This window comes from Chryseobacterium ginsenosidimutans, assembly GCF_039536845.1.
In the GTDB taxonomy this organism is placed as follows: domain Bacteria; phylum Bacteroidota; class Bacteroidia; order Flavobacteriales; family Weeksellaceae; genus Chryseobacterium; species Chryseobacterium ginsenosidimutans_B.
Map to the genome: position 1 here is coordinate 108,354 of NZ_BAAAZJ010000009.1, position 14,951 is coordinate 123,304.

A 14,951-nucleotide genomic window follows, 5' to 3' on the forward strand; every position below is an offset into this window, starting at 1 on the left:
TTGATTTCTTAAATTAAAATTCCCACAGATTTCACGGATTAAGATTTATGAAATTTGTGGGAAATATTTGAGATTGCTTTATTTCGACAAGCTCAGTATAAACTTGCTATCACTCCTCGCAATGACTTAAATCTTCGTCAGTTTAGCATACTTCAGAATTAGATTTTTCTCGCCTTCGTGCATGAAAATTACTTTTGCTTTTATATTTTGAGGATCGGTTCCGTCAAGGAAAGAAACTTCCCCGATTCCAAAACGGTCGTGTCTTACTTTGTCACCTACTTCAATATCTTGTGAAGATGCCCCGCTTGGGTTGATAATTTTTGCAGTAGCTACAGGCTTCAGTTTTCTTGGTTCAGCAATTGGTTTTGAACCTTCTGCTCTTTCAATCGTTTTCTTTTCAACTCTTTTGAAGCCTTTCAGTTCAGAAGGATGTTCGTCGAAAATATTTGATTTTACGCCTGAATTATTAATAAAACGCTTTTCAATTGCAGGATTTACGAACTCAATGAACTCATCATCGATTTCACTTAAAAATCTTGAAGGTTCCGCATCGGTAATTTTCCCCCACTGAAAACGGGAAATTGCATATGAGAAAAATGCCTGTTTTTCGGCTCTCGTTAAAGCAACATAAAACAAACGTCTTTCTTCTTCCAGATCTTCTCTGGTTGTAGAGCTCATGAAACTTGGGAAAAGATTTTCTTCCAGACCAACCAAGTGAACAACGGGAAATTCCAGACCTTTTGACAAGTGAATGGTCATTAATGAAACCATTTCTTCCTCATCATCTTTATTTTGAGTATCTGCTGAAAGAGCAATGTTTTCAAGGAAATTCGGTAAGCTCGGATCTCCGTCTTCCAACTGCATCTGTTCTTCGATGAATCCCTGCATGGAGTTCATTAATTCCTGAACGTTTTCTACACGCGAAATGCCTTCCGGAGTCTGGTCGTCTTTTAAGAATTTGATTAATCCGCTTCGTTTTGCAACTTCCATGGCAACGCTGTACGCCGTTTCTGTTTTAAGCAATACCTGAAACGCTTTGATCATCGACCAAAAATCATTCAATTTATTTAAAACTCCATTATTGAAGCCCAATTGTGGAGCATACATCGGAAGACTGTCTAAAACTTTTGAAACTGCTACATTATGAGAATCTGCAAAAACGATCAGTTTATTCTGAGTTGTTTCACCAATTCCTCTTGTCGGATAATTAATGATTCTCATCAAGGCTTCCGAGTCGTTTTCATTCACCAAAAGTCTCAGATAAGCGATCAGATCTTTCACTTCTTTTCTTTGGTAGAAAGATAAACCTCCGTAAACTTTGTATGGAATATTTTTACGTCTCAACGCATCTTCAAAAGCACGGGTCTGAGAGTTTGTTCTATATAAAATGGCGAAATCGCTGTATTTTCTCTGTTCCCTGTTTCTGGTTTCCCAGATATTTCCGGCGACAAAATTGGCTTCATCCGCATCGGAAAGTGAACGGTAGACTTTAATTTTTTCCCCTTCTTCATTTTCACTGAAAACATTTTTCTTGAATTGCTGAAGGTTTTTTGCGATTACAGCATTGGCAGCATTTACAATGTTCTGGGTAGAACGGTAATTCTGCTCCAAAGAAACTGTAATTGCATCCGGATAATCTTTTTTGAAGTTTAAAATATTATAGATATTCGCACCACGGAAAGAGTAAATCGACTGTGCATCATCCCCTACCACGCAAATATTTTCAAATTTTGAAGCTAATGCTTTTACGATCAAATACTGTGAATGGTTTGTATCCTGGTACTCATCCACCAGAATATATCTGAATCTGTCCTGATATTTTGCTAAAACTTCCGGAAAACGGGTTAACAATTCATTGGTTTTCAACAATAAATCATCGAAATCCATCGCTCCGTTTTTGAAGCACTGCTCTACATATTTCTGATAAATCTGCCCGATGAATTTCATGTTGGCTTTTTCGTCTGCTTCCATTAATTCAGGATTGTTGAAATATGCTTTTACAGTGATCAGGTTGTTTTTATACGTCGAAATTCTTGACTGAACTTTTTTAGGCTTATAAAGATCAGCATCGATATTCATATCTTTAATCACTTTTCTGATGACATTCAATGCATCCTGCTGATCGTAAATGGTAAAATTGGACGGATAGCCCAAGTAATGCCCCTCACTTCTCAGTATCCTTGCAAAAACGGAGTGAAAAGTTCCCATCCAAAGACTTCTTGCATTGCTTTGTCCAACCACTTTTGCAATACGCTCTTTCATTTCTTTCGCCGCTTTATTGGTAAAAGTAAGAGCCAGAATATTGAAAGGATCTACTCCATTTGTGATCAAATGAGCGATACGCATTGTCAATACACGTGTCTTTCCGGAACCCGCTCCTGCAAGAACCATTAATGGTCCCTGTAATGTGGTAACGGCTTCAAATTGTGATTCATTCAGTCCTTTCAAATAATCCTCCATGCTGCAAAAAAATTAGGAATACAAAATTAGTGTATTATATGGAGAATTCAAATTTTGAAGAGACCTTCATTAAAAAGAGGCTACCTAAAAAGGCAGCCTCTATAATTAGTTATTAATAAAAAAAATAGTACTTTGATGTAATATGTTCCCTGAAAAGGATCTAACAGATTATTCATATCTTTTTTGTAATAATCATAATATGTATTATTTGGATTAGAGTACCTATTATCTCGAATATCAATAATAGTCTGTGATTCTAAGACACTAAAAATCAGCATGAATAATATTAGATAAATATCCTTCATCACTGTTTAGTCATGGTAAATTCTCCTATTGGCAAAGTAAAAGGAAGTTGAGGAGAACTGGGGTTAACTGTATCTATTGTCTTACTACTTATATTTTGTATTTTTATTTGTATTACGTCTTTTCCATTAATAATTGTTTTTCGTAATAATAAATCAGCTATCCGATCAGATAATTTATCTTCTATAATAAGACTCAATCTTTTTTCATTAGGGTTACATTGTGGGCATTTCCATTGTCTATTATTAATATTTCCAATTATACCATTTCCTACAATATTATGTTTAAAAAATTGGTCAGGATATATTATATCAATATTCGATAAAGTATTAATTTTCTCAATACCGTTTTCTATATATTGATATTCTCCGATAATTATATCTTCAAAATGCAAACCTATTTGCTGTTTTATCATTTTCTTTAATACGATTTTAAAACTGGTATTTCCACTGGTATAAATGTATGTTCCTTGAAAAGGGTTTAGTAAATTATTAAGATCTTTTTTGTAATAATCATAATAAGTATTCGATAGATAAGAATATTTAGTATCTCGAATATCAATAATAGTTTGTGATTTTGTAATAATTGAGAAAAGTATAGTTACTATTATATATATATTTTTCATTACTGTTTTATCATCGTAAATTCTCCAAATGGTAAAGAAAAAGCTTGTGGATTTGTAGTCCCATAGTCTGGCAAAATATCAGTTACTTTTACCTGTAGAACTTCTTGTCCATTTACCGTAGTTCTTCTCATAAATATAGTTGCATGTCTATCTGTACTTCTATCAATTATTTTTGCGCGTAATCTTTTTTCATTAGCATTACATTGCGGGCATTTCCATTCCCTGTTATTATTATTTATTATGGAATTTCCGGCAATTGCATGTTTGCTATATTGATTATTATAAATTATATTAATGTTTGAAATTGTATTTGTTTTTTCAATACCATTTTCTATGTATTGGTATTCTCCAATAATCAAATCTTCAAAATGTAAGCTTTGTGATTGTTTAATCATTTTTTGCAATACAATTTTAAAACTTATATTTCCATTAGTATAAATATATGTTCCTTGAAAGGGATCTAACAGATTGTTTAGATCTTTTTTATAATAATCATAATAAGTGTTATTGGGATTAGAGTAACTATTATCTCGAATATCTATAATTGTCTGTGATTTTGCCACAATGGAGAGCAGTGTGAGTAATATTAAATATTTCATAGTTTTATTTTTAATTACAATTAATAGAATCTACAATTGCTGTGTCAGAATTTTCAGTAATGTAAAGTTTTTTCCAGTTTGTTAAGTCTTCATTTGCTTTGTATAAGCCAATATTATTCCCAAATACGAATTGTAAAAATACACGTTCATAATTTGGGCTATCTTTATCGGATTCATCATCACATTTAGCTTTTAAATCTTTAAATAATTCATCTATAATATCTTTTATAGGACGTCCATTATATACGGGATTATTCCAAACTTCTTGTATGGGCTGTCCATTAATTTCAAAAGCAAGCGCATAAGTCTGCTTTACACCTGCATCGTCTTCGCATACCATCACTAAAGATGCTTGACCCTCATTATGTACACCAGTATTATGATCCAGTAAATATAAGCTATAGATATCTTTATAAGATAATATAGGATAGGTAGTTTTAGGATGAGTATGAACTCCGGAATAATAATTAGGTCCAGTAGGTGTTGGCAATTCATTATTTGTTGAAGTAGAAGGAGCAGATAATTCGGTACTGATATTCCCGTTAGGATCTTTTTTTATAAAAACCCCAGTTTCACCCGGGCTGTTATCATTAATATAAGAATACATATTATTGGTAATAAGCGGTTTTAAGTTTGCTTTCATGGGATTTAAAAGTTTTTTCAAATTATTACAGGGATCTGTCACATCATCCAGTTCCGGCAGATTGGGATTAAGACCGCCGCCACCGCCAATAGGAGTTGTTCCGCCACCGCTATTATTACCCGGTGTAAATCCGCCCCCACCGCCACCGCAGATATCAACAGATCCGTAAGAAATCTCATAGGTATAATATCCCGGTGTAGGAGGATACCCATTTATATTACTTCCATAATTACATTCAGAAATATGTGCAAAATCATGTTCTCCTGTATAGCACATCGTTCCGCCTACCTGCACCCAGCTGGACGCAACGGGCATCATTACCTGGCAAGGATCAGCATTATATTTTCCGAAAATTTCTATGACTGTTTTTGTTCCCAATGGAGTAAAGGTAATGTGATTTTTCAGGTCACTCTGGGCAATGTTTCCCAAATTCTCTACCGCCATCTGATCATACTTCGAAATATAAGCCATATATTCCGAATTACCGGCCTGTTTCAGGACAAGATTTTCCAGAAACCCTGAACTGCCATTATTCCTTTCTATTTTGAAGGTGTAGGTCTTGTTACCGTTAGCATCTTCTACATAGATGGCTTTTTCGGTGTCTATGGAAAAGCCGTTTTCGGTATCGGTGTAGATTTTTCCGTTGACAGAAAATCTTTTGGCAGAAATCTTATCTATTTTACTTAGAAGCTGTGGGTCTTTTTTCTCTAGTTGAACGCGCTGTATTTGCTGAATGGTAGATTGTTGAGATTTCTGGGAGTAATCCTGCTCGGTCTGCAGAAGTTCCTGTTGGCAGGACCAGAGTAAGGTCAGCGAGACTATCGATATCGACAGTCTGAGATAATTTCTCTTCATAGTTTTGTGTTGTTTTTATGGGTTAAATATACTCTTTTATACTATAGATGTATTTTTTTGTCTTTGGGTTGGAAATAGATGAACTTTTTTGATAAATAAGTTTGTGTTGTTCACCCTTGAACAAAAATATTTGGAAAAAGTAAAACCGTTGATATACTTTAGTAATAATTTTTATTACTTTAGTGATTATTTTATAAATGGATATGACAACATTAGGAACTAAGCTAAGAAAACTAAGAGATGACAAAAAGATGTCTCAATCTGAGATTGCTAATATGTTAGGAGTTTCGCAGTCTGCTTACAATAAATGGGAAGCGGATCAGGCGAAACCCAATTTAGATAATTTGTTAAAAATTAGCAGCTTTCATGAAATAGATCCTAGTGATTTGTTAGAGGAAAAACCGAGCATTAACTATTCAAATAATGAATTTAATGATTCCAATGTTTTTAATCACATATTCAATCATAATCAGACGGTCAATTTACAATCACCCGAACTTCTTAAAAGTGTTATCAATAACCAAGAACAAATTTCGAAACTTATAGAGACACAAACACGTCTTATCGAGAGCCTCCTCAAAAAATGATGAACCCATAAACATTATAAAACTTATTGAATAGTAAGAAGTAAAGAATAAGAAAAAAAAGCTGAAGGAGAATAATGTCTCTTCAGCCTTTTGGAAATTTTCCTGAATCTCTATTAAAAATTCAGGAAAATCAGGAAATATAATGAAAGATTATACTTTTATAATCCTACCGTTAAAAACACCTGCAATAGATTTCTCATATGCTTTTGCTACTTTCCATGCCTCAACAGGAATAAATCCCGGGAAAAACGGGTGATAATCTTTGGCTTCCAATAAAACCGTCGGACTGATGCAATTTATTCTGATATTACGCGGTAATTCATAGGAACTTGCCTTTACGAAACCTTCAACCGCGCCGTTCACTGTTGTTCCGATAATTCCTCCGGAAATAGGTTCGTCCGTTAAAATCCCTGAAATCAAAGTAAACGAACCGTTATCATTAATAAAAGGCAGTGCGGTACGAACGATATTGATCTGTCCCATTAATTTACTTCCTAAAGAAAATTCAAAATCCTGATCTGTAAAATTTTCCAAAGACCCGAACTTCACATCTCCGGCAGCGTTTGCCACCGCATCAAAATTTCCAACAGATCTGAAAAGCTTTTCCAGGCTGTTTTTATCCTGAATATCGGCGTTAAAATCTCCTGAACTTCTGGAAACACGAATGACTTCATGCCCGCTTTGTTCCAGACTTTTTGAAACTTCTTTTCCGATGGTTCCGCTTGAACCGATGACAATAATTTTTAATTTTTTAGAGTCCATATTGATATAAGATTTGGTTTAATTAATTTAAATTTCTGTATGATTTTGGAGACATTCCCGTCTTATTTTTAAACAGTTTTGTGAAATGAGAAGGATGTTCAAAACCCAGATCATACGCTATTCCGCTAATGGATTCATCGGTGCTCCACAGCAATGATTTTGCTTTATCTACCAGCTTTAGATGAATATATTCCTGAGAAGATTTTCCTGTATATTTTTTTAATAAATCGGATAAATAATTGGCAGACATATTCAGTTTTCCAGCAAAATAATTCACATCCGGAATTCCTGACTGCACCAACGTTTCCTGAGCAAAATAATCTTTTAATAACCTTTCAAAATTGGCTACAACATCATTACTTACCTTTGTACGGGTAAAAAACTGACGTTCATAAAACCTTTCGCAATACGATAAAAGCAGTTCCAGATTGGTGAGAATGATATTATAGGAATGCTTGTCGACATTTAAAGAAATTTCTTTCTGAATATTTTTCACACAATCTTCCAAAACCAGCCTTTCTGTTTCCGAAATATGCAATCCTTCATTGGTATCGTATCCGAAAAAGGAATATTCTGTTAATTCGCGACCTTTTCCAGCCGCATTCAAAAAGTCAGGATGAATGTAAATTCCCCATCCGCTCACTTTATTTTCCATTCCGGGCGATAAAGTCTGGTGTGGAGCCGTAAACATCATTGTTCCTTCGGAAAAATCGTAATTCGTTCTTCCGTACATGAAGCTTCCTTCTATCCTTTTACAGGCAATGGAATATAAATCCAGTCTGTAAACAGCATCAGGTTTTCTTTGGCTTCTGTCTACTTTAGCCAGATCAACAACGGTAACAAGCGGATGCAGTGGCTTTTCATACCTGAAAAAATCATGCAGTTCCGAAATTGAGTTGATGTCTACATAATCCATTGTACAACTTTTTATCTTAAAAATAATGAAATTAAATATAAATTCCGCCACTTATCTCAATACGCTGAGCATTGACAAACCGGCTGTCCTCAGAAAGCAGAGAAGCTACGAAAAGCCCTATATCATCGGCTTCTCCCAATCTTCCTAGAGCTGTCATTCCTGCAATTTGCTGACGGTGGCTTTCATCTCCTTTTCCACCTCCGAATTCGGTATCAATTGCTCCAGGAGCTACGGAATTCGCTCTGATTTTTTTGTCTGCAAATTCTTTGGCAAAATATCTTGTCAGAGAATCAATTCCGGCTTTAATTGCCCCGTAAACTGCCACTGTCGGGAAAGCAAATCTTGCCAAACCTGAAGAAATATTCACAATATGACCACCTTCTGCCATCAAAGGAACTAATTTTTGGGTGAGAAAAAATACGCCTTTAAAATTTACGTTTATTAATTCATCAAAAATAGCCTCTGTAGTATCTTTTATTAATGTTCTTTGGGCGATTCCTGCATTATTAACAAGATAATCAAAAGAATCTCTTCCCCAGTCTTTCACAATTTTTGAAACTTCTTCTGCAAAAATTGAAAATGATCCGACTTCTGCAACATTGAGTCTCAAAGCAACTGCCTTTCCTCCATTTTGATTGATTTCTTCTGCAACCGCATTTCCCTGCTCAGGATTGTTGTTGTAGGTTAAAATAACAGCAATTCCACGTTTTGCAGTGTTAATAGCAATGCTTTTTCCGATTCCGCGGCTTCCGCCTGTAATGACCGCAATTTTCTGATTGTAATTGTTTGTTTCCATAAGACTTGATTTTTATAAGACAAAGCTCCACAGTTTCAGATTATTAAAATTAAACATTTCAAGAAAATACTTATACATTTTACCGATATTAAAATATTTTCATTAATAAATTTAACCCCAGACAAAAAATATGTGAATTATTTTCCCTTATCATTCCAGAAAACATGTTTTTGGCTACTATTAGATCCTTCTTATTTTTATAAAAAACATATAAAAGATTGTAACATTTACAGTAAATTTGGCACTAATTGACAAAACAATTTCTACTTTTATGAAAAAGCGACTTCTTTCTGTTGCTGCAGCGGCTTTCTTCGGAATGGCTTTGAACGCACAACAAATTAAATTCGAAGAGTATGACTTACCAAACGGTCTTCACGTAATTCTTCATCAGGATAATTCTGCACCGGTAGTTACAACAGGGGTAATGTACCACGTTGGTGCAAAAGATGAAGTAAAGGGAAGAACAGGTTTCGCTCACTTCTTCGAGCACCTTTTATTTGAAGGAACACCAAACATCAAAAGAGGTGAATGGTTCAAGATTGTTTCTTCAAACGGAGGACAAAACAACGCTAACACAACGAACGACAGAACGTATTACTACGAAACTTTCCCATCAAACAACGAACAACTGGGTCTTTGGATGGAAGCTGAAAGAATGCGTCAGGCTGTCATCAACCAAGTTGGTGTAGATACTCAGAGAGAGGTTGTAAAAGAAGAAAAAAGATTGAGAATGGATAACCAGCCTTATGGAAATCTTTTCACAACAATTCAGAAAAACTTATTCACCAATCACCCGTACAACTGGCCAACAATCGGCTCTATGGAAGATTTGAACTCTGCGAAATTAGAAGAATTCCAGGCTTTCTATAAAAAATATTACGTTCCGAATAACGCTACTTTAGTTGTTGCAGGAGATATCAAACCTGAACAGACTAAAAAGTGGATCGAAACTTATTACGGAGGAATTCCAAAAGGGACTATTTACCCGAAAGATTTCCCGAAAGATGCTCCTATCACTCAGGAAAAAGAAGTTACGGCAACTGACCCGAACATCCAGCTTCCGGCTTATATTTTCGCGTACAGAACTCCGGGTAACAAAGAGAAAGATGCTTATGTTTTAGATATGCTTTCTTCATATTTAAGTAATGGTAAATCCTCAGTTTTATACAAAAAATTAGTTGACCAGGACAAAAAAGCGCTTCAGGTAGCAGCTTTCAACCAAGGTCTTGAAGATTACAGTATTTTCGCATTCTTCGCAATCCCGATGGGGCAGACTACAAAACAAGCGTTGCAGTCTGACATCGATGCTGAAATCAAAAAACTTCAGACTACCTTAATTTCTGAGGAGGATTATCAGAAACTTCAAAACCAGTACGAAAACCAGTTTGTAAATGCAAACTCAAGCATTCAGGGAATTGCTGCTTCATTGGCAACAAACCACGTATTGATGGGTAACACGAATTTGATTAACAAAGAAATCGACATTTACAGAGGGATCACAAGACAGGATCTTCAAAATGCGGCTAAAAAGTATCTTAATTCTAACCAAAGAATAATCATTAATTACGTACCTGAAAAAAAGTAATCGATTAAACTTTTTAGGTTTAAAATATGATTATTAAAAATTAAATTTTTACAAATGAAAAAGCAATTAACATATATAGCTGCAGCGTTTTTATTCGCGGGAACGGTTTCAGCACAAAAAATAGATATTAATGCAATGCCAAAACCAGGACCTACTCCTGCGATCAACATTGCGAAGCCAAAGACTTTCCAACTAAGCAACGGCCTTACGGTAATGGTTGTGGAAAACAACAAATTGCCTAGAGTAAGTGCAAGCCTTTCTATGGACAGAGCTCCATACAACGAAGGTACTGTAACAGGTGTAAGCGAAATCATGGCTGAACAGTTCGAAAACGGAACGACAAGCATGAGCAAAGACGATTTCAACAAAAAAGTTGATTATCTTGGAGCCAATCTTAATTTCTCTTCAAACGGTGCTTCTGCAAACTCGCTTTCAAAATATTTTCCTGAAGTTTTAGGTTTATTATCTGATGCGATTATCAATCCTAAATTTTCTGCTGAGGAAATTCAAAACTCTAAAGAAAGGGCAATCGAAGGATTAAAATCTGACGAAAAAAATGCTTCTTCTATTGCAGGAAGAGTTTCGAACGCTTTGATGTACGGAAAAAATACTTCAAGAGGTGAATTTGAAACAGTTGAATCTATCAACAAAATTCAATTAGCTGACGTACAAAATACTTATAAAAAATATTACGCTCCGGACAATGCTTATTTGGTAATCGTTGGAGACGTGAAATTTGATCAGGTAAAACCATTAATCGAAAAAGCTTTCAGTAGCTGGAAAAAAGCAAACACTCCGATCACTCCACTAGAACCGGCTGGAAATGTTGCTAAAACTGAGATCAACGTTGTTGATGTACCTTCTGCTGTACAGTCTGTTGTTTCTTTAAACAACCTGAACACGCTGAAAATGAAAGATGCAAATTACTTCCCTGCAACCATTGCAAACTACATCCTTGGAGGTGGTGGTGAAGCGAGGCTTTTCATGAACCTTCGTGAGAAAAACGGATTCACTTACGGTGCTTATTCCAGCATGAGTGCAAGCAAATATTCTCCACAGTTTTCTGCAAGTGCAAGTGTAAGAAACGAGGTTACAGACAAAGCAGTTAAGGAATTCATGAACGAACTTAACGCAATTTCTACTGTAAAACCGGAAGAATTGGAAAATGCCAAAGCTAAGCTGAAAGGTTCTTTCATCATGTCTTTAGAACAGCCTGCAACGATCGCAAGATTTGCTGTAAACCAAAAAGTTCAGGATCTTCCTGCTGATTTTTATACCAACTACTTAAAATCTATCGATAAAGTAACTGCTGCAGACGTTTCAAACGCTGTAAAAGCTACGATTTTACCAAACCAAAGCAGAATTTTCATCGCTGGTAAAGCGTCTGATATTTCTGAAGGACTGGAAAAATTAGGTTACCCTGTTAAATATTTTGATAAAGAAGCAAATCCGGTAGCAAAACCAACTGTACAAAAAGTTGATGCGAGTGTAAGTGTAGCTTCTATCGCTGATAAATACATTGCTGCAATCGGAGGAAAAGCTAATGTGGCTAAAATTTCTTCTTACACAATGAACGCTTCAATGTCTATGCAAGGACAAAATATTGATTTTAAAATCGTTAAAGCACAAGGCGGAAAAGAATTAACGACTGTAACTGCAATGGGACAAGTGGTTCAGAAGCAGGTATTTGACGGGAAAACAGGTTTTTCTGAGCAGATGGGTAAAAAGGTTGATATGAAGCCTGAGCAAATTGCAGAAAAACAAAAGAACACCGAACTTTTTGAAGAATTAGGTTTCGCAAAATCTGCTGATTACAAATTAGGAGGAATTGAAAAAATCGGAGGTGAAGATTCTTACGCAATCAAAGGAGGCGATACAACATATTACTACAGCGTTGCAACAGGTCTGAAAACCGGAGAAACTAAGAAAGTAAAAGCTCAGGGTCAGGAAATGACTATTCCTTCTACATTCTCGAACTACAAAGATGTAAACGGTGTGAAAATGCCTTACACAATCTCTGTAAACCAAATGGGAATGGATATGACAATGAATGTAAAATCTTACGAAGTGAATAAGGCAACTGATGCCGATTTCAAATAATAAAATTCTATTTTTATAGAAAAAACGGCAACAATTGTTGCCGTTTTTATTTTTATCAATATTTGGCAGCATCTTTCTTTGTTGTTCAGCAAAAAAAGATTAAATTTGCCCATTCAAAAAGATATCAAAATTAATGGATACTATATTTATACTATTGATGGTTCTTATTATGATTGCTAGTGTTTTACTGGTGATCGTTGTTATGGCTCAAAACCCAAAAGGCGGAGGTCTTTCCAGTACTTTCGGAGGTGCATCTTCTGCTCAGTTTGGAGTACAAAGAACTAATGACTTCATGGAAAAAGCAACCTGGACCTTAGGAGCAACTATCATTGTTCTTATTCTTTTAAGCGTTGTAATTACTGGTAAACCATCAGCTGCTGCGCCAGTTCAGGTTCCGGCAAAGAAAGAAGCTCCTGCTAAGCAATCTGCAACTCCTTCTTCTACAACTGTACCGGCTCAGAATCCTACTCCTGCGCCAACTAAATAAGCAAATAATATTTTACATAATGAAAGCAACTCTTTTTGAGTTGCTTTTTATTTTTTTACCTGAATTTGATTTTTAATTTTTCCTGAAAGAATTCCAATAGTCGTTCTGATCGTGATCAAAAAGACACTCTATAAAAGAATCCAAAGACATTTTATAAAGTACTTCCTTATCCAGTTCCTTAAAATCAGTTTTAAAAAAATCGGCATCTATCTGAATATTTTCTCTGTCGATGACCAGAATATTAACAGGACAGTAAAAAGGATAGTTTTTAATGTCAGAATTTGTAGTGATCAATTTTCTGCCGGAAGCCAAAACTTCGAAAGTTCTGATCGTCAAACCATTTTGAAAAGGCTTATTAATATCAAGTACAGATTTTGTTTTTTTATAAAAATCAATGATCTGATGGTGATTCAATTTATCGAAACTTACTTTTGAAATATCAAATTGCTTTAAGCTTTTATCAATAAGCTTTTTCAATCTAAATGCAATTCTTCCCATCGCATAATAATAAAAATACGATTTTAAATTAAGCTTATCAGCAACCTCCCTAATCTTTTCACCTACAATATAACGATCTGTATGTGCACTTCCAATGAATACAACGTCATAATCCGATGATTGATGATGCTGGTTTAAATTTTTGTATTCATCAAGATAAAACAATGGTCTGAAACCCATATTAAATTTGACCGAATCATTATATTCGAAAGTAAACTTTTTATTAAAATATTTAAGATTAGAAATAAGGTTCGGATATTCTGATAATGGATCAAAATTGTAGTAAATCATTTCCATCTCAGGGTTGTTTTCCCTTATTTTTTCAAGAAAAAAGGTGGGAATAGCTTCTCCTTTAATTAAAAAGAAATAATCATATTTTTTGCCCTGAATTTTCTTTAAAATCCAATTATAATACTTGTTTATTTTTAAATTATAAAAATTTTTGTTAAGACGGATAATTCCCTTCGAAAGATTGGAATTGGAAGGTCTTTCGTCATAAAAATCTACTTCAGCACCAATTTCAACAAGTCTTTTTGCTATGGCTTTTTCATATTTAAAAAAACTGACTGATAAGAAAAGAATTTTTTTGCCTTTTAAACTAATCATTTTAAAAGTCCTTTTACTTTCATTTCGTCTAAAGATTCTTTGAATTTCACGTCCTGAATATTCTGCTGTAATACCCAATTGGTAAACTTCGACATTCCTTCTTCAAAAGATATTCTCGGCTGGAAATTCAACCTTGATTTTATCTTGCTGATATCTGCAAAATTATGCCTGATGTCTCCCAAACGAAACTGCCCGGAAACATTAATTTCAAAATCAATATTATAAAATTTACGCAAATTTTCTGCAACAGTAGTCACTGAAGTTGAAACACCCGTTCCTACATTGAAAATCTCACCGTTTGCAGCATCATTTTCGATGCATTTAATCGTAGCTTCCACCGCATCATCAACATGAATAAAGTCTCTGGATTCATTTCCGTCTTCAAAAACATTGATATCATTTCCATTAAGAATCTGTGATGAAAAAATAGATAAAATTCCCGTATATGGATTTAATAAAGACTGACCTTCACCATATACATTTTGAAATCTCACCGCAACCGGTGCCACTCCCATTGAAGAACAGGCAGTCATAACCATCTGTTCCTGAGTGTATTTTGTAATTCCATAAATAGAAGTCGGATGTATTTTGGATTCTTCGTCGGTAGGTAAAGCCCGAAGTATTTGTCCGTCAGGATAAATTATTTCAAACTTTCCGTTTCGCATTTCTTCGACGTTTCTTGGTCTCGGATAGATTAATCCCAATTCAGGATGCAGGTATTTTCCTTCACCATACACCGCTCTGGAAGATGCAATAACTACCTTTTTTACAATGTGTGGTTTATTTACCAAAAGATCCAGCATTTTTGCCGTACCAGAAACATTGACATCAGTATATCTTTCAATCTGATACATGGATTGCCCGGTTCCTGTTTCTGCCGCAAAATGAACGATAACCTCCTGTTCATCGATTGCTTTTTCCCAATCTTCAAAGTTGGCAACATCACCTTTAATGAAATTAACTTTACCTAAAATACTTCTGTACAAAGGAGAATCTTCATCCGGATTTTCTCCGTGAATCTGAGAAGAAAGATTATCTAAAACCGTAACTTCATATCCCTTCTTCTTAAGTTCTAAAGACAACTTACTCCCAATAAATCCGGCTCCTCCTGTGATGAGTATCTTCATGC

13 protein-coding genes are annotated in these 14,951 nt (G+C 34.9%); 4 read left to right on the forward strand and 9 right to left on the reverse strand.

Going from position 1 to position 14,951, the window contains the following annotated elements:
- Positions 1-126 precede the first annotated feature (126 nt).
- The 4 genes from ABD745_RS10550 to ABD745_RS10565 form a co-directional block, all read right to left on the reverse strand.
- Positions 127-2,460, reverse strand: a complete 2,334-nt coding sequence (locus ABD745_RS10550; RefSeq protein WP_344829023.1) for an ATP-dependent helicase — start codon at positions 2,458-2,460, stop codon at positions 127-129.
- A gap of 304 nt (positions 2,461-2,764) precedes the next feature.
- Positions 2,765-3,388: a DUF6705 family protein gene (locus ABD745_RS10555; RefSeq protein WP_344829025.1), complete on the reverse strand. Its 624-nt coding sequence runs from the start codon at positions 3,386-3,388 to the stop codon at positions 2,765-2,767.
- Positions 3,388-3,987 carry a DUF6705 family protein gene (locus ABD745_RS10560; protein WP_344829027.1) on the reverse strand — a complete coding sequence of 200 codons (600 nt, stop codon included), beginning with the start codon at positions 3,985-3,987 and terminating at the stop codon, positions 3,388-3,390. Before ABD745_RS10560 ends, ABD745_RS10555 begins: the two co-directional genes overlap by 1 nt.
- Positions 3,988-3,997: 10 nt before the next feature.
- Positions 3,998-5,485: a hypothetical protein gene (locus ABD745_RS10565; RefSeq protein WP_344829029.1), complete on the reverse strand. Its 1,488-nt coding sequence runs from the start codon at positions 5,483-5,485 to the stop codon at positions 3,998-4,000.
- A 203-nt stretch (positions 5,486-5,688) separates the two neighbouring features.
- Between ABD745_RS10565 and ABD745_RS10570 the strand changes: the two genes are divergently transcribed.
- Positions 5,689-6,072 (forward strand): helix-turn-helix domain-containing protein, encoded by a 384-nt coding sequence (locus ABD745_RS10570; RefSeq protein WP_047398502.1) that lies wholly within the window; start codon positions 5,689-5,691, stop codon positions 6,070-6,072.
- Positions 6,073-6,222: 150 nt separating this feature from the next.
- Here ABD745_RS10570 and ABD745_RS10575 read toward each other — a convergent pair whose 3' ends face one another.
- Genes ABD745_RS10575 through ABD745_RS10585 form a run of 3 tightly spaced genes read right to left on the reverse strand, consistent with a single transcriptional unit; the run spans position 6,223 to position 8,546 of the window.
- Positions 6,223-6,834 carry a short chain dehydrogenase gene (locus ABD745_RS10575; protein WP_344829033.1) on the reverse strand — a complete coding sequence of 204 codons (612 nt, stop codon included), beginning with the start codon at positions 6,832-6,834 and terminating at the stop codon, positions 6,223-6,225.
- A 22-nt stretch (positions 6,835-6,856) separates the two neighbouring features.
- A complete protein-coding gene (locus ABD745_RS10580) occupies positions 6,857-7,750 on the reverse strand; it encodes a helix-turn-helix domain-containing protein (protein ID WP_344829035.1) in 894 nt (297 codons plus the stop codon).
- A 31-nt stretch (positions 7,751-7,781) separates the two neighbouring features.
- Positions 7,782-8,546 (reverse strand): SDR family NAD(P)-dependent oxidoreductase, encoded by a 765-nt coding sequence (locus ABD745_RS10585; protein ID WP_344829037.1) that lies wholly within the window; start codon positions 8,544-8,546, stop codon positions 7,782-7,784.
- Positions 8,547-8,817: 271 nt separating this feature from the next.
- Between ABD745_RS10585 and ABD745_RS10590 the strand changes: the two genes are divergently transcribed.
- The 3 genes from ABD745_RS10590 (at position 8,818) to secG (ending at position 12,718) form a co-directional block, all read left to right on the forward strand.
- Positions 8,818-10,131, forward strand: coding sequence for a M16 family metallopeptidase (locus ABD745_RS10590; RefSeq protein WP_344829039.1), 1,314 nt, complete (start codon positions 8,818-8,820; stop codon positions 10,129-10,131).
- A 54-nt stretch (positions 10,132-10,185) separates the two neighbouring features.
- Positions 10,186-12,231 (forward strand): M16 family metallopeptidase, encoded by a 2,046-nt coding sequence (locus ABD745_RS10595; RefSeq protein ID WP_344829041.1) that lies wholly within the window; start codon positions 10,186-10,188, stop codon positions 12,229-12,231.
- Positions 12,232-12,364: 133 nt separating this feature from the next.
- Entirely contained in the window at positions 12,365-12,718 is a 354-nt protein-coding gene (gene secG / locus ABD745_RS10600; protein ID WP_344829042.1) for a preprotein translocase subunit SecG, read from the forward strand.
- A gap of 72 nt (positions 12,719-12,790) precedes the next feature.
- Here the strand turns inward: secG and ABD745_RS10605 are convergent, their stop codons facing one another.
- Entirely contained in the window at positions 12,791-13,822 is a 1,032-nt protein-coding gene (locus tag ABD745_RS10605) for a WaaS/CpsH family glycosyltransferase (RefSeq protein WP_344829043.1), read from the reverse strand.
- Entirely contained in the window at positions 13,819-14,949 is a 1,131-nt protein-coding gene (locus ABD745_RS10610) for an NAD-dependent epimerase/dehydratase family protein (protein ID WP_344829045.1), read from the reverse strand. Before ABD745_RS10610 ends, ABD745_RS10605 begins: the two co-directional genes overlap by 4 nt.
- Positions 14,950-14,951: the final 2 nt, after the last annotated feature.

What these genes read in the sequence shown, in the direction of transcription:
- ABD745_RS10570 (WP_047398502.1), top strand. Translation starts at nt 5,689, where the DNA reads ATGACAACATTAGGAACTAAGCTAAGAAAACTAAGAGATGACAAAAAG.
- ABD745_RS10575 (WP_344829033.1), bottom strand. Translation starts at nt 6,834, where the DNA reads ATGGACTCTAAAAAATTAAAAATTATTGTCATCGGTTCAAGCGGAACC.
- ABD745_RS10580 (WP_344829035.1), bottom strand. Translation starts at nt 7,750, where the DNA reads ATGGATTATGTAGACATCAACTCAATTTCGGAACTGCATGATTTTTTC.
- ABD745_RS10555 (WP_344829025.1), bottom strand. Translation starts at nt 3,388, where the DNA reads ATGAAAAATATATATATAATAGTAACTATACTTTTCTCAATTATTACA.
- secG (WP_344829042.1), top strand. Translation starts at nt 12,365, where the DNA reads ATGGATACTATATTTATACTATTGATGGTTCTTATTATGATTGCTAGT.
- ABD745_RS10605 (WP_344829043.1), bottom strand. Translation starts at nt 13,822, where the DNA reads ATGATTAGTTTAAAAGGCAAAAAAATTCTTTTCTTATCAGTCAGTTTT.
- ABD745_RS10565 (WP_344829029.1), bottom strand. Translation starts at nt 5,485, where the DNA reads ATGAAGAGAAATTATCTCAGACTGTCGATATCGATAGTCTCGCTGACC.
- ABD745_RS10585 (WP_344829037.1), bottom strand. Translation starts at nt 8,546, where the DNA reads ATGGAAACAAACAATTACAATCAGAAAATTGCGGTCATTACAGGCGGA.
- ABD745_RS10590 (WP_344829039.1), top strand. Translation starts at nt 8,818, where the DNA reads ATGAAAAAGCGACTTCTTTCTGTTGCTGCAGCGGCTTTCTTCGGAATG.
- ABD745_RS10550 (WP_344829023.1), bottom strand. Translation starts at nt 2,460, where the DNA reads ATGGAGGATTATTTGAAAGGACTGAATGAATCACAATTTGAAGCCGTT.
- ABD745_RS10610 (WP_344829045.1), bottom strand. Translation starts at nt 14,949, where the DNA reads ATGAAGATACTCATCACAGGAGGAGCCGGATTTATTGGGAGTAAGTTG.
- ABD745_RS10560 (WP_344829027.1), bottom strand. Translation starts at nt 3,987, where the DNA reads ATGAAATATTTAATATTACTCACACTGCTCTCCATTGTGGCAAAATCA.
- ABD745_RS10595 (WP_344829041.1), top strand. Translation starts at nt 10,186, where the DNA reads ATGAAAAAGCAATTAACATATATAGCTGCAGCGTTTTTATTCGCGGGA.